Genomic DNA, 19,573 nt, shown 5'->3' with positions numbered 1-19,573 from the left:
TAAACCCAGGCTATTATGCTAGGTGTGTAATCTTTGAAGACGGTTTAACGCAACGAGGCGGCTGATCCGAAGCGGCAACCTGCTTAAATCCAATCGCTTTTTTCAAGAGGTGATTTGAGAACCGATTCCAGGTTTAAATGGGTTCCGCAGGAGGTTATCTGCCGAGTACACAACCATCCCGTGTATCCGTTGACCGGTGGGGGGGGGGTCGAAACCTTCTATGGATTGAACATTGCTGCCCATCCTCTTTAAATATATCATAAGCTTGGAAGCATGAGGCGGCCTAATATATAAAAATAATAGCTGTTTTTATAGAAATTGCCAATATGATAAAGGAAGTGTAACGTCTTGGAATCATCCTACCTATTCGTCCTCGCTGTAGGGTTGGCGGCAGGCGCCATAAGCGGCATCATCGGAACCGGCTCATCCATCATGTTAATGCCTGTTCTGATCGTTGCCTTCGGTCCCAAGCAAGCCGTACCCATTATGGCCGTAGCCGCCGTCATGGCCAATATCGCAAGGGTCTACACCTGGAGACGAGAAATTCATTGGAAAGCATTTGCCGCATACTCGCTTCCCGGCATCCCCTTTGCTGCACTAGGGGCACGTACGCTATGGGAATTACCCGCTCATTGGGTTGATATTGGGCTGGCTCTATTTTTTCTGGCGATGATCCCTGTCAGGCACTGGCTGCAATCCAAGCAGATACGTATCTCCCTGTGGCAGCTTTCGGCTGCCGGAGCTGTCATCGGCTTTTTAACAGGAATCGTTTTATCTACAGGACCTCTCAGTGTGCCTGCGTTTACCTCCTTCGGTCTAACCAAGGGAGCATTTCTAGCTACGGAAGCCGCCAGCTCGCTTGCCATTTATTTCAGTAAAATCGCCACGTTTCGGGAGCTCGGAGCCCTGCCGGCGGACATGATCCTCAAAGGTGTTATCGTCGGCAGCTCCCTCATGCTCGGCACTTTTGGAGCCAAGGCCATTGTAAAAAGAATGAACGCCGCATCCTTCCATTACGTATTGGACGTGCTGCTGTTCTGTTCGGGGATATCTCTGCTGTGGGCGGCCTTTCACTAATGCAGGATGGCTCAGAATGGTTATACGGTTCCATGATAAGCATAGTTATCACCCGCAGAGCTTAACCTTAACTCCTCGAACAGGGCAGGCATGAGCCGCCGGGCTGTGTCCATATCCGCCCAGCGAAGCTCGGCGATATCTTGATCCGGATCTCCTTGACAGCTCATCTCGCCATGAGTGATTTGGGCAAAAAAAGTGACAATCACAGCATGGCTGCCGGTCTCTGAAAAAATCTTCTCTCTTAATGAGCTCAGACCCGTAAGGACGACATGAAGTCCGGTTTCCTCTCTCGCTTCGCGCACCGCAGCCTGCTCGAAGGTCTCGCCCTCTTCAACCGCACCCCCCGGAAGATCCCAATAGGTTCTATCCCCTTTCACGTTTTTCACCAGAAGGACGTTGCCCGCGTCATCCGTTATCCAGACCAATGCTACATGAATTTTTCTTAAATGAAGCACTCCGTTCTTATTGGGATTTATTGTTTTGTGGAAAATGAACCGCCCCCCTGGTGTGGGGAAGGCACTTTATCGGAAAGTTACTCTGCCAAGAGGGCCAGCCCCCTAAACCTAAGGGACTGGACTGATACGAGCTATCGCAGCTGCGACTGCTCTATCCCTTCCTGCGGCCCATCAGCAGGTAAGAAAGCAGGCTCCCGCCTAACAAAATCACTGCAGCAGCCAGGAATGATACACGCATCCCGGCTGTGAACGATTCGCTGCCGTTTATGATCGCTCCGGCAAAGGCAACGGCAAGGGTAGCCCCGAGCTGTCTGCTTGAATTAAGCGCGCCGGATACGGTGCCGGTCTGTTCCTTCGGCGCAGCAGAAATAACGGCCGTCATTAACGAAGGGATCGTGAGCGAGACTCCGAGGCCGATTAGCAGCAATCCAATCGCTGCAAGAATATGGCCCGTGTCCGTATCCGCTCCGGTTTGCAGCAGCACGCCAATAGCCGTAAGTGCGAAGCCGGCTGTCATAGGGATTCGCGCTCCGAAGCGCCCCACAATGCGCCCGGTTACCACCGGATTCACCGCGAGCGGAATGGTCATCGGCAGAAGCGCAAGTCCTGCCATATGAGCGGATAAACCCCGTATTTGTTCATAGAACAATGGCAGAATGAATAGAACGGCCGATAAGCCGAAGTTAATAGCCATCCCGTTAACCATGCCGGCGGATACGGTAGGATTACGGAATATGTGAAGCGGGAGAAGCGGCGCCTTGGCCTTGGCTTCGTGGATCAGGAACCAAAGAATGCTCAGCGCAGAGAAGCCGAAACCCCCGGCAATGACCGGGGAGCCCCATCCATAGACCTCCCCTTCCATAATTGCAAAGGACAATGCTGTTATTGCGGCAATCGCAAGCAGTTGTCCTAACCAATCGAAGCCGCTTTCCCGGTTTCGTTTCGTCTCCGGGACCAGCCGTGATGTTAACAAAACGCTGGCAGCAGCAAGCGGCACGTTAAGAAGAAATATGCTGCGCCAGCCAAACGAATCGACCAGAAATCCGCCGATAACAGGGCCCGACGCCATAGCGATTCCGGTTACCGCCGCCCAGATGCCCATAACCCGTGCACGCTTCGCCGGCTCAGGAAAAGCCCGGGCAATTAGCGAAAGCGAGGAAGGCATCAGAGCGGCCCCGCCGATGCCAAGTACCGCACGCATGGCAATTAACCAAGGAAGCGAGGGAACGGCGGCGCTAACGGCCGATGCGGCAAGAAACAAGACAAGACCGCCAACGTACACCCGCTTGGCTCCCAGCTTGTCGGCAATTCCCCCCATTGAGAGCAGAAAGCCTGTAAAAACCAGGGTGTATGAATTCACGACCCACTGCAGGCCGACGATGCCTACGCCCATGTCCGCATGAATTGCCGGGAGCGCAATGCTCACGACAGTTGTATCCAGGAGGACCATAAAGTATCCTAACGATATGCCAAGAAGCAGCAAAGCCCTTGTCATCTTATTCGACGTTTCCGTCTGAATTTGCGCGATGTTGTCCAATTTGTCTCCATTCCCTTCTATTCCCTAATTGAAAGCAGTTGCTTTCTTCAGGGAGAGTGTATAATGGATGACAGCAGCAAAGAAGATGACGGTTTATCCTAGGAGTTATTCTCCTACCCTAATATCCTTCTTTAGAGGCAGGTGAATCTAATGGCACCAACGGCCAAGGAACGGCTTATGGAGCTGGCCCAGTTTTTACGTTCCAGGCGCGCGCGCCTTTCTCCTGAGCAGGCAGGTCTTCCCGGAGGAGGAAGGCGCCGCACGCCAGGATTGCGCCGGGAAGAAGTAGCGCTGCTCTCTGGAGTCAGCGTGGATTGGTACACCTGGCTAGAGCAAGCGCGGGACATTCAAGTGTCCTCACAGGTCCTGGACAGCATTGCGCGCACGCTTCAGCTAGATTCCAATGAACGCAAGCATTTGTACATGCTTGCCCTGCAACAGCTGCCAGCCGACGCCGCACCGATCGATGAACCTGTAGATTCAACGTTACAAGCGTTCCTCGATCTTCAAGGGACAAGTCCGGCGTATGTTACGGATCAGCGCCTGAATATCGTGGCGTGGAATCGGGCGGCTTGTCTCGTATATGGGGATTATGCGGCGATGTCCAGCCGTGAGCGCAATTCGGTCTGGCGGACGTTTACGTCCCCGTATGTCCGCCTGATGCTTCAGGAAAACTGGGAGAATCATGCCCGGCATCGGCTGGCTAATTTTCGCGCCCTATACGGAAATTTCGTCGGCGATCCTTGGTGGAGCGGGCTTATTGAGGAATTGAACAGAACCAGCGCAGAATTCAGAGCCTGGTGGCCGCAGCATGATGTGTTAAGCGGTCCTGAGGGGCTGAAGGTCAATCATCATCCGATAGCGGGGCGTCTTGTTTTCGATCAGATTTCGTTTCTTTCGACAACGTCACCGCACCTTACAGTGACAATTAATATGCCTTTAGACGATACCCCCGATAAAATGAAAAATCTTCTGAGTCTGTAAGAGGCAAACACGCCCCAGATCAACAAGCAAGCAGATGATTCGGCGGCCGGCGGCAGCAAAGATATGCTCTGCCGTCAACCGTTATCATCCGATTCCTCTAATTCAGAATGAACTTCATAATAGTCCAAGAAACCCTTGCTAATCCCCTATGTTCGCACCTCCACTTCTTCTATCATTTGATCCGCGTTTCATTCTCCGGACACACTGCGGAAAGGGAACGGAGTGATGCCAGCTCCCGCGCTGCCCGGATGATTTCTCGTTCCACGGCGCATCCTTCCCTTTTATTTACTTACTTTAGTTGAGAAACCATAAAAAAGTGAGTAATATATAGGATATAGGAGGCGAAATCAAATGGCCCATCAAGCAAAGAAAATAGAAATTGGAATCAGCACGTTTCTGGAAGCAACTCCGGATCCGGTGACCGGTAAAAGCATCAGCCATGCCGAACGTCTGCGTGACGCAGTAGAGGAGATTGTGCTGGCCGATCAGGTCGGTCTCGATGTCTACGGCATCGGAGAGCACCATCGAGCCGACTACGCAGGCACTTCGCCAGCCGTTGTGCTGGCTGCGGCAGCGGCTATGACCAAGCGGATCCGGTTGACAAGTGCAGTAACCGTACTGTCCTCGGATGATCCGGTTCGCGTATATCAAGCGTTTTCTACTCTAGACGGCATCTCCAACGGCCGGGCGGAGATTATGGCCGGCCGCGGCTCGTTCATCGAATCATTCCCGCTCTTCGGGTACAGTCTGGAAGACTATGACGAGCTGTTCGAGGAAAAGCTGGAGCTGCTGCTCAAGATCAGAGCATCGGAGAAGGTGACCTGGCGCGGCGGGCATCGTCCGCCCATCGATAATCTCGGGGTTTACCCCCGCTCCGTGCAGGATCCGCTGCCCGTATGGATTGCAAGCGGCGGAAATCCGCAATCCGCCGTTCGCGCGGGGATGCTCGGGCTCCCCATCGCCTTCGCCATAATCGGCGGTATGCCGGAGAGCTTTGCACCGTTAGTAGCGCTCTATAAAGAGGCCGCCGTCCGGGCCGGGCATGATCCCGACAAGCTGGAGATCGCGACCCATTCGCACGGATTTGTAGGCGACACAACCGAACAAGCGGCCGACCTGTTCTTCCCGCCGACACAAGCCCAAATGAACGTCATCGGTCGCGAACGCGGCTGGGGACCGTACACCCGCTCCACCTTTGATGCCGGACGCAGTCTTCGCGGTGCGCTCTATGTCGGCGATCCCGAATTCGTAGCCGAGAAGATTCTCCTGCTGCGCAAAAACCTGGGAGTCACCCGCTTCTTCCTCCACATCAACGTCGGCACGATGCCGCATCGCGACATCATGCATGCCATCGAGCTGCTAGGCACTCGGGTAGCGCCTATCGTGCATAAGGAGCTGGAGCGCAGCGAATCCCAAGGATAGCGGCGGCCAGTTATAGCTCCAAATTACAAAAAGAAGTGTGCTCTCCCACACTTCTTTTTGTAGTTTCTGGTGCGGCTTCATCAACCGTCTCCCGAGGCGGCTATTCCTGAAAGCGATGCAACTGAAAATAAGCCTTAACAATCTGACACGCGGTCTAGAACGCTTATCAAATACGAGTCCAGCCGTTCAATGATGATCTGCTTCGTTAGTCCGGTCATCCCTAACGCCGTCCATCCCTCATAGACGTCAGGAGGCCAGAAGGCATAATCGATCAAGGTAACCAGATCCCAATAGGGATCGTATTGAAAGGAGTCTCCGGTACGATTCCGGTAATACTCCAAAAATGTGTCGGCTGCAGCGACCCCATGCAGCTGCGCAAGGTTCACACGGCAATGGCCGACGTCGATGCCTGCCGGGCCCAGGCAGCCGTTGACCCAGTCCACCACGCCGCTCACTTTATCCCCGCTCCATAAAATATTCGTTGGATGATAGTCGCGATGAATGAATCGTGTCACTGCCTCCGGACGGGAGGCTTGGACGATCTCGGCCGCCATCCGCCACTTGTCCGGATACCTCGACCACGAAGATGCATCCATCTTCGCAGCGTTGGTATACGGCTTAAACGTCCATCCAAAGCCACTTGCATCCGCCGCATGAATGCCTGCCAGCGCTTCGGCCATTCCTTGCAGCCACCGGTTCGGCTCCCTCGGCTCCAGCACAACGGAGCCTTCGAGCCGGGTCATCATTAGGGCCGGCATGCCGCACTGATCCCCTGTCGCGTCGAAGGCAATCAGCCTCGGCGTCTGCACGCCGACCGACTGCACCGCCCTGCGCAAGCTCTCCGCTTCGCGGACAGCCAGATCCGGCTCCTCCCGAATCCATTCCGCGTCATGGAACTGGCGCAGCACGACCGAGCTTACTTCTCCGCGTACAGCCAAGTTGATCCCATGAACCAAAGATGACACGCCTCCGTGCAGCTGCTGTACGGAAAGAATTGTCGCCTCGGGATCTACGGCCCGGATTACCCAACCCAGGACGCGTTCCGATAGCTCCGCATCGATCGAACCCATACTTTTCCCATCCTTCGCTTAGATTTAGTTGCTCCCTTACCTCCTATAAGGCGGCTCGTCGCCTCCGCCGCCCTTTCCTCCCATCGCACCTCGGGTCACCTCATAAATCATGCGGTGTTCTCCCTTTTCTTCCCCCTTGCTCCAACGCTCTATGAAATGTACCAGATACTTTTCTTTTTCCCCGGTCTCTTCCACGGCCGTTTCTCGCTCTACATCATACCCTTCGATCTGAAGCTTCACCATACCGGCTTGCTTAGGGAATAAGTCGATTACCGTGCCGGTGCCCGAAGTTGCGAATTGCACGGCATTCATACTGGTGAAGGGCGGTTTGGGTGGTGAGAAAGCATAGATCGCTCCTGCGGATATTCCAAAAAGAAGAAGGGGTACGCTGAGCAGTACAACGCGAAAGGTCCGTCTGAGATACGGAAGAAACGCCAGAATGATTCTGTCGATAAGAAAGAATAAGATCGCCGAAGCCCCGCCCATGATGCTGAACATGGAAGATTGGAGGACAAAACCGAATAAAAGCCCGAAGACGGCATGCAGTAAGCCGGACGTTATCCATTCGACAGGACCGGAAACTTTCAGCTTCGCTGCGCCCAGCTCCAGCAGAGAGGAAATAAGAATACCGTACAGAAAAATGGAAGGTACGGCATACATCCCAATGATAGCAGCCCAGGACAAATAGTTCTGAGCGGCATTCCAAGCTCCCTCCAGAGACATGAAGGGAAATGAAACCCACAGCACAATAGCCCAAGAAGTGAAGTAGGCGGCGGTCAGTTTTCTCTTAATCATTCTGTCCCCTCCTTTAGGGCCGAGCCATCCTGATGAATGGATTGGAAAGCTCTCTGATCCAACACTCTAGAAGACGATGTCATCAAGTGAACTGGACTTGCCAAACTGACACACTGTACCATATTATTGTAATTTTACCAAACAAATGTTCGTTTAGCAATGATGATTCATAGAAAAAAGGATCGAAGTACTGGCATAACAGTCTGCGATCCTTTATTTATACGCCGAATTGTTTGAAAATAGTTTGGTTCAAGCCGAACTCATTCTAGCTGAAGCCCTGCTCCTCCGCGTAGCGTCCCCAGTGCGGGCGTCGGCCGTCTTCATCGGCAAATCCGTAATCGTCCGATAATCCCCATGAGCTGAGGAGCTGGCCGGTTTTATCCATCACTCGGGGGTCCGCCGCCAAGGAAGCAATCGCCTGCCCGACGAAAAACGGAGTCTCCGATTGCAGGAAATGAATATCCTTCTTCCCTGCTTCCTGCCAATTCTCCTCCGTAACTCCGAAATGCTCCAGCATCTCCTCGGAGCGCAAAAATCCCGGGGTCACCGAAACTGCGGCAACGCCATGCGGCTTGAGATCGGCCGCCATCGCTTGAGCTAGATGAGAAACTCCGATTTTGGCAAGGCTGTGGTACAGATTGCCACGATAGTGATAGCCTACCCCGTCGGTCACTTCGACGATGAGTCCCCGCTTACGTTTCACCATAAGGGGCGCGGCGTAATACGAAGTGATCATGTGCGAGTGCACCGCTTGCTTTTGAAGAAGGAGGCCGTCTGCCAGCGGGCTTTCCCAGAAGCCCGTACCCCAGTGGACGAGCATCTCCCCGCCCCATACGTCATTGACGAGAATATCCAACCGTCCCTTCTGCTCATCGCTTATGCGCTCGAACAGCATCTTCACCTGGGACTCCTCTGTATGATCCACAGCGTGGTATATGCCGAAGCCTCCCCTGGCAGTGACCAGCTCAGCGGTTTCCTCAATGGTCTCCGGTCTCTTCATCGGGGACGGGTTGCCTCTGGTGCTCCGGCCGGTAACATACACTGTTGCCCCCGCTTCTCCCAGCTTGATTGCGATGGCTCTGCCCGCACCACGAGTCGCTCCGGCAACTAGAGCAACGCGCCCTTCCAATGGCTTGTTCGCATGAATGCTCATCCTACTAGCAGCTCCTTCTCTCTTAGTTTCATCTTTAAGATAACAAAGTAATCATGTCAAGGACTGTCATATATATGTGATAAAATAAAAGAAAACCATGAGCAAGGAAGTGATGCCCTTTGAGAGCGGACCGGCTTTTGAAAATTATGCTCCTGCTGCATACGCAGGGCAGTCTGACCTCGAATGAGCTGGCTGCAAAATTAGAAGTATCCGTACGAACCATCTTCCGTGATATGGAGGCGCTTAGCGCTGCAGGCATACCTGTCTATGCCGAACGAGGTTCGCAAGGAGGCTGGAAGCTGATGGAGGGATATCGCACAGACTGGGCCAACATGAACAAGAGCGAGATCGTCTCCTTACTCGCTGCCAAGCCCCATCGTCATGTCGCCGATCTCGGCTGGGACAGTACCTTTGAGGCCGCGCTGCTTAAGCTGCTGGCCTCATTGACCCCCACCTTGCGGCGGGATGTCGAGTACACCCGCGAGAGGCTGCACGTGGACGGAGCCGGATGGCATCCGTCCGGCGAGGATGTGCCGCTCTTGCACCTTGTGCAAGAGGCCGTCTGGGAAGGGCGGCAGCTTCATATGGACTACGTATCGGAAAGCAGATCCGGCTATCGCACGGTGCATCCGTTAGGCCTTGTAGTGAAGGGCACGCTTTGGTACCTTGTTGCGCTTCCTGCTGATTCGAATGCTAGTGACCCCCAAAATATGAAAACTGTCGAGCCAAGAACCTACCGTATCTCGCGCATTCGCGCGGCGGAAATGCTGTCAGCACCCGCCGTACGGCCGGAAGGCTTTCAGCTTGCCTCCTATTGGGAGCAGTCGGTGAACCGGTTCCGCGCGGATCTGCCGACTTATCCGGCACGCGCAAGGGTGCACGAAGAGGCCCGTGCCCGTTTGGAGCAGACACGTTATGTCCGCATCCAAGCGTGGAGCGAACCCTCCCCTGACGGATGGTATGAAGCTGAATTGGCATTCAATACCTTGGAATCGGCTGTCGGGATCATACTGGGGTTCGGGGCCCGGCTTCTCATTCTGGAACCCGCAGAGCTGCGGCAAGCCGTCGTGGCAGGGGCACAGGCTATTATGACGATGTATGACTGATTCTTTTTCTTCGGGACCGGAACTTTCTATTACAACCACTCGTCATAGTTGTAAATAAATAGGAGGCGAATGCTGATGAGAATCGAGGATGCCATCCAGGAAAAGTTCAAATGCTCCAAATGCAGCGGCACTAGCTGCAGAATCAAGGAAGTTGCTATGACAGGAACCGGGTTAAGCAAGCTCCTAGATATTCAACACAATCATTTTCTGTTTGTTTCCTGTGAGCATTGCGGTTTCGTCGAAGTGTACAATCCCAGTATTCTTGAAGGAAAAAGCCGAGGGCAGCTGGGAACTGTACTGGATATTTTGTTTGGCTAGGATTAATAAACGCCGGAAAGCAAGAACCCTCCATCACTTTATCCGTGTGGAGGGCTGCTTGTGCTGCTCAAGACTTAGCGCAGTGGTTACTCTAATCCGCCTATGCCCAGGAGAGCCTGGCCTTCGTCTCAGCCACAGCCTGATGAAACAGCTCATCGGCCGCCTCGATCCGCTCTGCTATATCTTGCACGGTTTTGACCCCATATAGATATTCCAGAGTCAGCACCACGTCCGCCGGAAAATCCCTCGAACCGTGCACTAAATAGCAGTCCGCCTGATAAGGAGTATGGAGGATGCGGAGCACATCGACCAACGGCTGCAAAACGTATTTCTGATAGTAGATCATCGACTCCAAAAATAGCCCGCGCTTAGTATACTTCACTGCCCGGCTCCTCTGGCTGTATATAGCCTGGGCCTGCAGCCATTGCTGGCGAAGCCGGGATAGATGGGCAGCAGACTCTACATGCGCCATTTTCACAATGCCTGCTTTATCGATCAAAACAACCGGTACGACGGTCAGGTCCTCATGGATAAATGCAACGGGCATACTCTCGCTCTGCACGGTCACATCGATCAACAAATGGTCCGGGGTCCCTATGATATGATAAACCTTATAACGGTTACTGGCGGGCCGCCCCAGCTGTTCATAGGCAATATCGACCGCACCCATGCGTCCGATACAATCATCCAGCCGCGACAATGCGGCCTCTCCGAAGCCTTCCTTGGTATAGCACATCATGTCGATGTCCGAATATTCGTCCAAGCTCCCGGTACCGTCCGAGCCCTCCAGCCAGATTGCCAGTATATAGTCCTGACTTCCGAGATCGGCGGCGATTTCTTGTATAATGGTCTCACGGGTTATCGTCATCCTGACATCCTCCTCATTCTGCAGCGATCTATGAGCAGAACAACCTTACAGCTGCGTTACCCTATACTCAAATTCAACCTCATGCCGAACGGGGATGCCGTCGTACCCTACCCATGGAATGGAGGGCTTTATTTTTCGTGCTTCCGTAATCGCATCGGGATAAACAGCCTTTAAATCGAAGCCTCTTTTCTGATAGAAGCGTATCGCTTTTGTATTATCATTGGACGTAATCAGCCAGACTCGTCTGCAGCCCTTCTGTCTTGCTTTTTCTATAACAAGTTGGATTAGCTTCGTTCCTAGACCTTTGCCCTCGATTTTGCTGTCCAGAGAGACAATTTCACATTCGTCCTCACGCAGATGATAGGTGATTAATCCCTGGATCTCGTCGCCGATCATTGCGGCAAATCCCGGCAGCTCCTGCAAAATATGTACGCGGCCCCTAGATACGATCATGGTGCCTCTCAATGCTTCCATGCCCGCCTTCAGTTTTTCATCCAGCTCATCCAATTCTCTAAAGATCATACGCTTCCATCCCTTAATCGTTCAATTCTTCCATGATCAAAAGTCCATTATGCTTTGAAGCAGTCTTATGCTTTCCGCATCTTTGGCACGCGGTAGTCTGCCGATTTGCTTGTAGACTTCCTTTTCTTCCAGCAATTGATTCGGGCTCAGTACATACGAGGATATCCCATACAGAAGAAACCTTTTTAACGGCAAGGCATCCGCCCTCCATACCCAATGAGGCTTACCGTTCGCTACAATCCGGCCGTCGTCCCCTCTGGCCAAGTAACATAACTGCACATCCACTTCCTCTCTCCGGAAGTCCGTTTGAGATGAGCTTATGGGGTTGCACTGGTACCCTGCATCCTTGAGGGCCCGCTCGACTCTCTGACGATGCCTAGCCCATACGACTAAATCTATATCTTCATGGGGTCTGGTTATTTTACCAAGCAGAAAATCTACCGCCCAGCCCCCGCGCAGCCAGCAGCGCACATTAAGCTTAGTACATAGGGCCTGGATCTCAGTCAGTATGTTTAACTGCGATTGTGCATGAGCATATTGTTCTTCCGGTTTCAGCATGAGCGCAAGCCCCCTGGAGACGAATTTATGTCGAATGATCATCAAACTCCTTTAGGCGGCAGCCCTTTCCTAATAATATGCTTCATCCACGCACCAAATAAAGGTAATAAATGATTATACTCTTATGTCCGGCTGCCATTAGACGAAATATTAAAGCGTTGGGTCCCAATCCGTAAGTACCTGTTTCACGCGCTCGGCGGCAGCTTGGCTAAATTCCTCGGTCATCGGCTCCGTAATATAACGCGGCGTCTCTCCCGGCTCCTTGGCCAACAGATCGAACCAATGTACCGTCCTGTACCGCCAATAGTTTACTTCATCAAAGGTAACGCAAGGCTCCAGAGCAAAGGCTTTGGATTGAATCAGTTGGCTCCAAATCTTTCCAGCCCACGGTTTGTTTCGATAGTAGTTGAAGTCGATCTGATCCGTATCCCGATAATAGGCTCTTCTCATCGATTCGGGCTCCAGCCCATCAGCCAAAGCCTTCTCTTTAAAGCTGGAATACACTTGCTGCACCCAAAAATAATCGGTAAGCACATGAGCAAAGTATCCTCGAACAAACCATTTCCATTCCTCATCGGCATTCATGCTGATGTAATGGGAATATTCCCTCTGTACGAGCTCCCGTTTACTAGTATCGGATTCAGCATCAAAATGAGTTCTCTTCTTATCCTCTCTGCTTGCGTTCTTTCTCATGTGGATAGCATCCGGCGCTATACTGCCAAGAATAAAAGAAGCAGGAATATCCTCATTCCGGAAAAAATGAACAGCAACTTGGAAATGAATCATCGGCAGCGGCATCTTAGTAATGCACCTCGTTTTATTTTATTATAGTTATGTCTAATTCAACGAACGGAACGAATACGTTTTGTACTGTCCATTATCTGAAGATAATTTCATGAGGTTGCCATCCTTGGGGAGACCCTCGAAATACGCCCCTATACATCCCGTCGTACACCGGTGTCCGGATAGTAGAATGTGGGCCTGTTGCAAGCCGTACTTTTTCTCGAGCTCATGCATAAATGCGAAAACCCTTCTAACAAACCCGTCCACATCCTCAACGCCTTCATACACGCTGGGATCGGGAACGGCACCGGCCATTTTGACTTCCGCTTTGGTTAGTCCGTCCGCTTCGCCCAGATCAAACACATCGAGTCTCGGATCCGTTATCGGCGGCTTCCCCGTTATGATTTGTGCCGTTTGGAGCGCTCTTTCCTGGGGAGAGGAAAAGACGTAATCAAACGGTATGTGCCGAAGATGGTCTCTTACCCATTCCGCCTGCTTGATGCCGCTGTCATTGAGCGGAAGCCCCTGTCTCCCCTGCAGTCTGCCTTCCTTGTTCCTATCGGTTTGCCCGTGCCTGATGACATAAATCATGTATGTTCTTCCTCCTATCTATGTCGTATAATAACAATAATTGTAATTTATAACAGGATCAGAAGGGAAGAGGTTAATTGAAAGCGGTTCAACAAATGTATCAGACTTTTCAGGAGGATATGGGCTGGGACAAGGTCGATAAGAATGACTTTCAATCCAGCAAGGAGTTTCTGCTGTATATTCACATGCTGCTCACGACAGAGGTTGCCGAGGTAGCGGAGGAATTCCGTACCCTGCTGTATAGAACGGCGGATTTGAGGGACGCGGGCCTGGACCAAAACGAAGCCTACCTGCAGGCGAAGGAAGAAATTAAAGAAAATCTGGGGAAGGAATTTGCCGACTGCCTGGCTTATCTGTGCAAGCTTGCAAATTTCTTTGAGCTGGATTTGGAGCATGAGCTGGAGATCAAGCTGGCTGAGATCAGACGCAGAAATAATAAGTAATGGAGCTCTGTATGGCCGACCCGCATCCGATCGAGTTCTCACAGCCTATGATTCATTTCTGATCGCTCTTCGAAAAGCCGGTCAATACCAAGCATGTGACGAATGCACCGAGGGCTGCAACGATGGCGAACAGGAGACCGATGGCTCCCATAAAGGTATCCTCACCCGGATACGATGGCTTAAGTGTCATCAGCCCATACATGAACATCATGCCTAATAAAGCATAAAAGCTGCTTCCCACCAATCCCATCTTGATACGGTCACGCCGCAGCCCCTGCCAAGAGCGATTGATGATTAGCCATACATAGATACTCCCCACGACAGCAATAAGCATCAGCAGAATGTGAACGTACGGTATGGAATACATTATGGCCCCGTAAAATCCAAGCACGGCGGTAAAAAACAATGCGGCATTCACCGCAAACAGCAGCAGACCGCCTTTCCAATAATGATGAAACCATGCGGCTCCTCGCAATCTTTGAACGACGGCGTTGTCGTCAAGTATAGCCCTTGCCAGCGCAGCTCTGAATGTCATAACAAGCGTAACCCCTATAATTCCCATTAAAAAAAGAATGGTTAACGACACTGTACCCCGCCTCTCCCGAATCGATTCCTTCTATTCATTAAAATACAGCGAAAGACCGAATTAAAGAGAAAAACTTCTTCATGTTCTTTCGGGTTTTGGGCAAAAAAAGAGACCTCTTTCGAGGTCTAGAGTCTGTTGAAAAACCTGTGAAGCTTGAACTACTGCCAATATACTCCAGTGGGGTATCCCCCTCCAGCCGCTGTTGAAACCCGTGAATTGGATTGGATTTAGCGGTATTTTCACGGGTTTCAAAGGCGGACGTAAACTCCTCCGAGGCATACCCCACCTCCATATGTAGCATAGTTCACGCAAAACAGAGTTTTACAACACCTTTGACCTCTTTCGAGGTCACTTTTTCATTACATAGTGTGAGTCGTATTTCCGTACAAATCACCTTTAGGGTTCGGGCCGTACTGATTATCACCCGCTTGGCTGTCTTGACACATAAACACAATCAAGATAATGCTCCCGATGATCGGGATCAAACCAATCAGCAGCATCCATCCGCTTCTTCCCGTATCATGCAATCGACGTGCCCCAACCGCAATAGACGGTACGAGTATTGCCAAAGCATAAAGCATCGATAATATGGAGAACAGACTTGTGATGTAGCTTAATAACGACAGGACAACAGAGATAATAACATTGAATAGAACGAACATCCAATACTCCTGCCGTCTTGCCCGCCCTTCAAATCCTGCGTAATTTTTGATTACTTTCATGTACCATTCCATTTGTACACGCACACCTCATTTTCATTTTGATAAATATTTCCTTTGGTTGACTTTATCGGCAAGAAAATGACATTAGTTAATAGGTATATGCATTTTTTTACATAAATGATATAAAATAAGTCCCTGCTCCTATAAAGAGGGGGACCTAATACTCACATTCTACTGCCTGGCAGGCCTAGTTTTTCTTGCTAAAATGAGACTTAAAGGCAATAGCAAAACTGTGTATACCGCAAGCACGTACAGACAAAAGACAAAGGCTGCCATATAGCTCCTTGTGGTCGCCTGCCGGACCCCGTCCGCGAACAGCTTCTTGGCTTCAGGGGAGAAGGAGGCCAGATCGGTACAGCCAGCTGAAACGGAAGCACGGGTGCTTACGAATTCCGGATAGCAGACCCGGAACCGGGAAAGTGCGGCTTCGCTTTGTTCTGCTGACAGCGGCGCATAGACCGCCGTTTGCTGACGAAGCTGCGCCTCGGTCTGAGCGCCGGCCTTATCTGCATTGTGGCTGAGCGAATTTAACCATACGATCCCGATAAGGGCGATTCCGATGGCATAAGCCACTTGCATTCCTGTCGTCAAAATCCCGGAGGCAGAGCCGATATCCTGCCTGTTGACCTTGGAAAGCACGACATTCGTCAGCGGAGCGGCAATAAAGCCCTGGCCTAGTCCAAGGATGGTCAACGCCGGCAGCCATGTGGCTATATTCGGCGACAGCCCTGAGCCCTGCACCGTAAGCGCGAGGAACAGGTACCCTCCCGCTGTGAGCGCTGAACCCAGGCTCAGAACATGCGGCCCTATCCGGGAAGCAACGCGCGAGGATAAGAGTGAGGCAAGGAAATACCCCATTCCCATAGGCAAAATGACAGCTCCGGCTTTGAGCGGGGAAAATCCCAGCCCGATTTGGAACAAATAAGCGGAGATTAAAAAGAAGCTGGCTTGGGAGGACATAAGCAAGAAGACGACAGCCATCCCGATGCTGAAGCCCCGCTGCTTGAACAAATTCACGTTCATGAACGGATCGCCGTTGCGGCGCAAAATGGTTTGCTGTACCCAGCCGAACAAAGCCAGCACGGGAATCGATAGGAAGAGGCTAATGATGAGGATGACCGGCCAGCCCTCTTTTTGGCCCTGCACTAGCGGGTACACGAGCAGGAGTAAGCCGGCGGCGACTAACGAAGCGCCGAACCAATCCAACTTCGATTGAACCTTTTCCTTGGAGTCGGCGATAAAAGGAATCATGCCCAACAGCGCGAGGCCTATCGGTACGCTAAAGAAGAATACCATTCTCCATTCCAGATTCCAGGGGTTCCAATACAGCAGCAGCCCTCCGATCAACTGTCCCGTAGAGGCGGCAATGCCCTGCGCAGCTCCGTAAAGGCCGAATATCCTGCCTCTTTTCTCAGGCGCATATTGAGCTTGAATAAGTGATAAAATTTGCGGCGAGATCATGGCTGCACTCAAGCCCTGCACGACCCGGATCACGGCGAGCATCCCCACTCCGGTAGATAACCCGCACAACAGGGAGCTGACCGTAAAGCCGGCGACGCCGGCAAGCAGCATATTTCTCCGCCCGAAGCGGTCGCCAAGTCTGCCGCCGATAATAAGCGCGATGGCATAAGACAGGGTGTAGGCGGAGATGACAAATTGAACGCCGAAGAAATCGGCATGGAGCCCCTGCTGTATCGAAGGGGTCGCCACATTGACAATAAAAATATTGGCTACCGCCATAAAAACAGATAGCAAAATGACCGCCAGCATGAGATGCGGACGCTGGAGGGCATGCACCTCCACCTGCTGACGATTTAGCGAGCCGTGTGCCGCCGCTTGAGACATAAATCTTTCTCCTCCTTTACGCACCCTGGGAACATTGACATAAGCAGGTATGCTCGATTACAATAAATGAGACAGAACTGTCTCATCCATTACTGATTCGTATGATACAGACAGATCTGTCTCGTGTCAATATCGGTTTTTCCTTACATTTGGAATTGGGTGATCATCTATGGAAAAGAAAGAAACGGCGAAGGAGCGCATTTTGCGCGTCGCTTCCAGGTTGTTTTATAAAGAGGGGGTTCGTGCCGTCGGCATCGACAGGATCATCGAAGAATCCGGGGTCGCCAAGGCGAGCTTTTACCGCAACTTCCCGACCAAGGACAGCCTCATCGTCGCATATTTGGAGAAAAGGCATTGCAATAGATCCATATCCATTGAACAAGCCATCCAGCGCTTTCCCGACTCCCCGAAGGACCAGCTGTATGCCCTTCTGGATGAACTGGTCGAGCGGATGACTCATCCGGAATTTCGCGGATGTCCATTTATGAATGCGGTTGTCGAGTTTCCCGATCTGGAGCATCCGGGTCACCGGTCCGCCGTAGAGAACCGCCACCGGACATGGGATAAGGTGAAGGAAATTGCGATGAAAGGCGGCGTTCGCGATCCGGAAGAGCTGACTTCACAGCTCCGCATCATTAGCGATGGGGCCATGATGAGCGCCTATATCGATAAGACCTCCTTCCGGCCGGAACATTTCCTGAGTGCGGCCAAGCGGTTGATTGAGCATCATTTTTCAGGTTAAAAGCATCGCCCTTTATCAGACTGCGGGCTGATAAGGGGCGATGCTTCTTTTAAACTGGCGCAAGGCAGGAACCGCTCCCGCTCCAACCTGGCGTTGAGCCGCTATTTCACCATGCTATATACGGTGTCGGTCAAAGCGATTCGTGTCATCTTCTCCAGAGCATAATACTCTACTTCTCCCGATTGCTCGCAAAAGGCGATTACGTACAAATGCGAGGACTGGGAATAGATTCGATACGGGTGTACAAGGACGGTGTACTCGTCTTCCCGGTCCTGATACGTAATATTAAGCTTCAGGCTCCTTTTAATAGCCTCGTCGATGCTATGTTTCATGTTGGCCTGCTTCGCGTCTGCATACAGGAGCGGAATCTCGCTCTCTTCAGGCTGATAGGGAACGAAGCGTTTGAGCGTCTGCACGACCCGGTCCAATCCTTCGATATACCCCATGGACTGTGCCGCTTCCTCATACTTGTAGATTAAAAAGTTAAGAATCCGCACATCCGTCTCCGTCAAAAATACGGAAGGTAAAATATAAGCCGCATCCTCATATTCGTAGCCGCGATGCTTGGCATTATACGATATCGGTGCGTGGAGCGAGCTTTGCATGTATTCGATATCGCGTCCCGCCTGGCGAACGGATATTTCGAACTGCTCCGCCAAGTCCTTGGCATTCGGGTAACGCTTGGCGCGGATTCGTTCGTCGAACCACAGGATCCGATGCATATTGCTCATGATACCGTCATCAACTCCATTTGCGGTCTTATTTATCCGGCTACCATCCTGGAAGCGAGTGAGGGTCAAGAGGCTGTAAGACCGGTGTTCTATCGACCGTTTCTTGCAGTACCCGCTTCACATCGGATGCGTGGCGCATCGTATCAAAGGTTTTATGGTGATGGAAAGTCGGAATCATATTCAGCCATTGATAGGCGCTCTTTCGGCCATATTTCAACTCCTCCAGGAATGGGATATATAATGGATCTGCCGCCTGCCCGCTTTGGATCGCTGTCGTTTTGGATACGGCCAGATTAATAACCGCCCATAGCTTATCGACCCCGCTACCCGGTAAAGCAAGCTTGCGAAGAAACGACCATGCCAGCTCCTTGTTGGCACATTGCGGCGAAATTCCATAGCCGTAGACTTGAAAAACATTGGCTTTCGGCTGTATCTTGTTCGACGGAAAGCCGACGACGCCGAATTTGTCTTTTTGCACTTGTGACATCGGTTTGATTGCCCAATTCGCATCCATATACATGGACATTTTGCCGTGAATGAAGCAATCTATCCAGGATTCACGCCCCACGCCCAATCTTGGAGAAATTCCTTTATCGATCAGACTCAAATACTGTTCGAAGGCTTCTATTGTGGCCGGATGGTTTAAATAGCCGTCCAATGTCCTGCCGTCCTCGGCCAGGAATGCCCCTCCGTTGTTCCAAACAACCGGCTCGATGTAGAACATATAGCCGAAGCTGGTGAACACGCCGTGACGCACAATATTTCCGTTCTCATCGGTCCGTGTCAGCTGCGCCGCGGTGGCCGTAAATTCGTCCCATGTCCAGCCCTCCTGCGGATAAGGCAGACCCGCTTCGTCAAAATGCTCCTTATTGTAGAAAACACCAATCGTTTCCGTCATCACCGGCAGCGCCCCTACCCTGCCCTGGTCTGTTATTGCATTGCGGATGCACGGATAATAATCATCAAGATCGACTTGGTCTCGTTCAATGAACTCAGACAAATCGGACAGCAAGCCTCCCTCCAAACATTGCCCTATGTTTGCGTCTTCCCATTCCACAATATCGGGACCGTTGCCGCTACGAAGCATCTCCATCAGCTTTTCCCTCATCCACGTCTTATCCGGAAGCATCTCCAGAACAACGCTGACATCCGGATGCTCCTTGCGAAACTGCTTCACTGCTTCTTGAATGACAGCCATTCGATGCTCGTCGTGTGTTGCGATACGGATTTGCATTGGGATATTCCCTCCTTGATTGGTTTGACTT

Annotated in this window: 22 protein-coding genes; 7 read left to right on the top strand and 15 right to left on the bottom strand. The window is 51.7% G+C overall.

From position 1 onward, the window contains the following. Window positions 1–348 precede the first annotated feature (348 nt). Window positions 349–1,077, top strand: a complete 729-nt coding sequence (locus GGC63_RS08950) for a sulfite exporter TauE/SafE family protein (RefSeq protein ID WP_192701992.1) — start codon at window positions 349–351, stop codon at window positions 1,075–1,077. Window positions 1,078–1,097: 20 nt separating this feature from the next. Here GGC63_RS08950 and GGC63_RS08945 read toward each other — a convergent pair whose 3' ends face one another. Further along, window positions 1,098–1,532, bottom strand: a complete 435-nt coding sequence (locus GGC63_RS08945; protein WP_192701991.1) for an NUDIX hydrolase — start codon at window positions 1,530–1,532, stop codon at window positions 1,098–1,100. A 151-nt stretch (window positions 1,533–1,683) separates the two neighbouring features. After that, window positions 1,684–3,069, bottom strand: coding sequence for an MFS transporter (locus GGC63_RS08940; RefSeq protein WP_225948064.1), 1,386 nt, complete (start codon window positions 3,067–3,069; stop codon window positions 1,684–1,686). Window positions 3,070–3,219: 150 nt separating this feature from the next. Here GGC63_RS08940 and GGC63_RS08935 point away from each other — a divergent pair, with 150 nt between their 5' ends. Both GGC63_RS08935 and GGC63_RS08930 read left to right on the top strand, forming a co-directional pair. After that, the gene (locus GGC63_RS08935) at window positions 3,220–4,053 is read left to right on the top strand and encodes a helix-turn-helix transcriptional regulator (protein ID WP_192701990.1); all 834 of its coding nucleotides are present in this window, start codon (window positions 3,220–3,222) and stop codon (window positions 4,051–4,053) included. A 351-nt stretch (window positions 4,054–4,404) separates the two neighbouring features. After that, window positions 4,405–5,475 (top strand): LLM class flavin-dependent oxidoreductase, encoded by a 1,071-nt coding sequence (locus GGC63_RS08930; RefSeq protein WP_192701989.1) that lies wholly within the window; start codon window positions 4,405–4,407, stop codon window positions 5,473–5,475. 134 nt (window positions 5,476–5,609) lie between these two features. Here GGC63_RS08930 and GGC63_RS08925 read toward each other — a convergent pair whose 3' ends face one another. The 3 genes from GGC63_RS08925 to GGC63_RS08915 all read right to left on the bottom strand — a co-directional run bounded on the left by GGC63_RS08925 (window position 5,610) and on the right by GGC63_RS08915 (window position 8,493). Continuing rightward, window positions 5,610–6,545, bottom strand: a complete 936-nt coding sequence (locus GGC63_RS08925; RefSeq protein ID WP_225948063.1) for a phosphotransferase family protein — start codon at window positions 6,543–6,545, stop codon at window positions 5,610–5,612. 36 nt (window positions 6,546–6,581) lie between these two features. Then, a complete protein-coding gene (locus GGC63_RS08920) occupies window positions 6,582–7,340 on the bottom strand; it encodes a hypothetical protein (RefSeq protein ID WP_192701988.1) in 759 nt (252 codons plus the stop codon). A gap of 265 nt (window positions 7,341–7,605) precedes the next feature. After that, window positions 7,606–8,493 (bottom strand): SDR family oxidoreductase, encoded by an 888-nt coding sequence (locus GGC63_RS08915; protein WP_192701987.1) that lies wholly within the window; start codon window positions 8,491–8,493, stop codon window positions 7,606–7,608. Between the two features lie 119 nt (window positions 8,494–8,612). On the opposite strand from GGC63_RS08915, the gene GGC63_RS08910 reads away from it, so the two are divergent. After that, window positions 8,613–9,599 carry a helix-turn-helix transcriptional regulator gene (locus GGC63_RS08910; RefSeq protein WP_192701986.1) on the top strand — a complete coding sequence of 329 codons (987 nt, stop codon included), beginning with the start codon at window positions 8,613–8,615 and terminating at the stop codon, window positions 9,597–9,599. Window positions 9,600–9,674: 75 nt separating this feature from the next. Beyond that, window positions 9,675–9,917, top strand: coding sequence for a zinc ribbon domain-containing protein (locus tag GGC63_RS08905; protein WP_079912372.1), 243 nt, complete (start codon window positions 9,675–9,677; stop codon window positions 9,915–9,917). 100 nt (window positions 9,918–10,017) lie between these two features. Here the strand turns inward: GGC63_RS08905 and GGC63_RS08900 are convergent, their stop codons facing one another. From GGC63_RS08900 to GGC63_RS08880, 5 genes are all read right to left on the bottom strand, one after another. After that, window positions 10,018–10,785 (bottom strand): nucleotidyltransferase domain-containing protein, encoded by a 768-nt coding sequence (locus tag GGC63_RS08900; RefSeq protein WP_192701985.1) that lies wholly within the window; start codon window positions 10,783–10,785, stop codon window positions 10,018–10,020. 45 nt (window positions 10,786–10,830) lie between these two features. Beyond that, on the bottom strand, window positions 10,831–11,307 hold the full coding sequence (locus GGC63_RS08895) for a GNAT family N-acetyltransferase (protein ID WP_225948062.1): 477 nt from the start codon (window positions 11,305–11,307) through the stop codon (window positions 10,831–10,833). Window positions 11,308–11,343: 36 nt separating this feature from the next. Then, on the bottom strand, window positions 11,344–11,865 hold the full coding sequence (locus GGC63_RS34855) for a nucleotidyltransferase domain-containing protein (protein WP_192701984.1): 522 nt from the start codon (window positions 11,863–11,865) through the stop codon (window positions 11,344–11,346). Window positions 11,866–12,015: 150 nt separating this feature from the next. Beyond that, the gene (locus tag GGC63_RS08885; protein ID WP_192701983.1) at window positions 12,016–12,663 is read right to left on the bottom strand and encodes a zinc dependent phospholipase C family protein; all 648 of its coding nucleotides are present in this window, start codon (window positions 12,661–12,663) and stop codon (window positions 12,016–12,018) included. Between the two features lie 39 nt (window positions 12,664–12,702). Further along, on the bottom strand, window positions 12,703–13,239 hold the full coding sequence (locus GGC63_RS08880) for a histidine phosphatase family protein (RefSeq protein ID WP_192701982.1): 537 nt from the start codon (window positions 13,237–13,239) through the stop codon (window positions 12,703–12,705). Window positions 13,240–13,316: 77 nt separating this feature from the next. Between GGC63_RS08880 and GGC63_RS08875 the strand changes: the two genes are divergently transcribed. Continuing rightward, window positions 13,317–13,682, top strand: coding sequence for a MazG-like family protein (locus GGC63_RS08875; RefSeq protein ID WP_192701981.1), 366 nt, complete (start codon window positions 13,317–13,319; stop codon window positions 13,680–13,682). Between the two features lie 52 nt (window positions 13,683–13,734). Here GGC63_RS08875 and GGC63_RS08870 read toward each other — a convergent pair whose 3' ends face one another. From GGC63_RS08870 to GGC63_RS08860, 3 genes are all read right to left on the bottom strand, one after another. Continuing rightward, entirely contained in the window at window positions 13,735–14,217 is a 483-nt protein-coding gene (locus GGC63_RS08870) for a hypothetical protein (protein WP_192701980.1), read from the bottom strand. 410 nt (window positions 14,218–14,627) lie between these two features. After that, complete coding sequence (locus GGC63_RS08865; protein WP_192701979.1) at window positions 14,628–15,002, bottom strand: DUF805 domain-containing protein; 375 nt, start codon at window positions 15,000–15,002, stop codon at window positions 14,628–14,630. A 159-nt stretch (window positions 15,003–15,161) separates the two neighbouring features. Further along, entirely contained in the window at window positions 15,162–16,835 is a 1,674-nt protein-coding gene (locus GGC63_RS08860) for an MFS transporter (protein WP_192701978.1), read from the bottom strand. Between the two features lie 169 nt (window positions 16,836–17,004). Here GGC63_RS08860 and GGC63_RS08855 point away from each other — a divergent pair, with 169 nt between their 5' ends. Next, window positions 17,005–17,577, top strand: coding sequence for a TetR/AcrR family transcriptional regulator (locus GGC63_RS08855; RefSeq protein ID WP_192701977.1), 573 nt, complete (start codon window positions 17,005–17,007; stop codon window positions 17,575–17,577). 101 nt (window positions 17,578–17,678) lie between these two features. Here GGC63_RS08855 and GGC63_RS08850 read toward each other — a convergent pair whose 3' ends face one another. Both GGC63_RS08850 and GGC63_RS08845 read right to left on the bottom strand, forming a co-directional pair. After that, window positions 17,679–18,308, bottom strand: a complete 630-nt coding sequence (locus tag GGC63_RS08850) for a helix-turn-helix transcriptional regulator (protein WP_192701976.1) — start codon at window positions 18,306–18,308, stop codon at window positions 17,679–17,681. Between the two features lie 40 nt (window positions 18,309–18,348). Beyond that, window positions 18,349–19,542 carry an ABC transporter substrate-binding protein gene (locus GGC63_RS08845; RefSeq protein WP_192701975.1) on the bottom strand — a complete coding sequence of 398 codons (1,194 nt, stop codon included), beginning with the start codon at window positions 19,540–19,542 and terminating at the stop codon, window positions 18,349–18,351. Between the last annotated feature and the right edge of the window lie 31 nt (window positions 19,543–19,573).

It is taken from the genome of Paenibacillus sp. OAS669 (assembly GCF_014873645.1).
Lineage (GTDB): Bacteria > Bacillota > Bacilli > Paenibacillales > NBRC-103111 > Paenibacillus_S > Paenibacillus_S vulneris.
This window is presented reverse-complemented; position numbering and strand designations above follow the sequence as displayed.

Bases quoted from the DNA above. Each gene is read 5' to 3' on its own strand.
- GGC63_RS08935 (WP_192701990.1), top strand. From the start codon at position 3,220: ATGGCACCAACGGCCAAGGAACGGCTTATGGAGCTGGCCCAGTTTTTA.
- GGC63_RS08930 (WP_192701989.1), top strand. From the start codon at position 4,405: ATGGCCCATCAAGCAAAGAAAATAGAAATTGGAATCAGCACGTTTCTG.
- GGC63_RS08925 (WP_225948063.1), bottom strand. From the start codon at position 6,545: ATGGGTTCGATCGATGCGGAGCTATCGGAACGCGTCCTGGGTTGGGTA.
- GGC63_RS08920 (WP_192701988.1), bottom strand. From the start codon at position 7,340: ATGATTAAGAGAAAACTGACCGCCGCCTACTTCACTTCTTGGGCTATT.
- GGC63_RS08915 (WP_192701987.1), bottom strand. From the start codon at position 8,493: ATGAGCATTCATGCGAACAAGCCATTGGAAGGGCGCGTTGCTCTAGTT.
- GGC63_RS08905 (WP_079912372.1), top strand. From the start codon at position 9,675: ATGAGAATCGAGGATGCCATCCAGGAAAAGTTCAAATGCTCCAAATGC.
- GGC63_RS08900 (WP_192701985.1), bottom strand. From the start codon at position 10,785: ATGACGATAACCCGTGAGACCATTATACAAGAAATCGCCGCCGATCTC.
- GGC63_RS08895 (WP_225948062.1), bottom strand. From the start codon at position 11,307: ATGATCTTTAGAGAATTGGATGAGCTGGATGAAAAACTGAAGGCGGGC.
- GGC63_RS34855 (WP_192701984.1), bottom strand. From the start codon at position 11,865: ATGCTGAAACCGGAAGAACAATATGCTCATGCACAATCGCAGTTAAAC.
- GGC63_RS08885 (WP_192701983.1), bottom strand. From the start codon at position 12,663: ATGCCGCTGCCGATGATTCATTTCCAAGTTGCTGTTCATTTTTTCCGG.
- GGC63_RS08880 (WP_192701982.1), bottom strand. From the start codon at position 13,239: ATGATTTATGTCATCAGGCACGGGCAAACCGATAGGAACAAGGAAGGC.
- GGC63_RS08870 (WP_192701980.1), bottom strand. From the start codon at position 14,217: ATGACATTCAGAGCTGCGCTGGCAAGGGCTATACTTGACGACAACGCC.
- GGC63_RS08865 (WP_192701979.1), bottom strand. From the start codon at position 15,002: ATGGAATGGTACATGAAAGTAATCAAAAATTACGCAGGATTTGAAGGG.
- GGC63_RS08860 (WP_192701978.1), bottom strand. From the start codon at position 16,835: ATGTCTCAAGCGGCGGCACACGGCTCGCTAAATCGTCAGCAGGTGGAG.
- GGC63_RS08855 (WP_192701977.1), top strand. From the start codon at position 17,005: ATGGAAAAGAAAGAAACGGCGAAGGAGCGCATTTTGCGCGTCGCTTCC.
- GGC63_RS08850 (WP_192701976.1), bottom strand. From the start codon at position 18,308: ATGAGCAATATGCATCGGATCCTGTGGTTCGACGAACGAATCCGCGCC.
- GGC63_RS08845 (WP_192701975.1), bottom strand. From the start codon at position 19,542: ATGCAAATCCGTATCGCAACACACGACGAGCATCGAATGGCTGTCATT.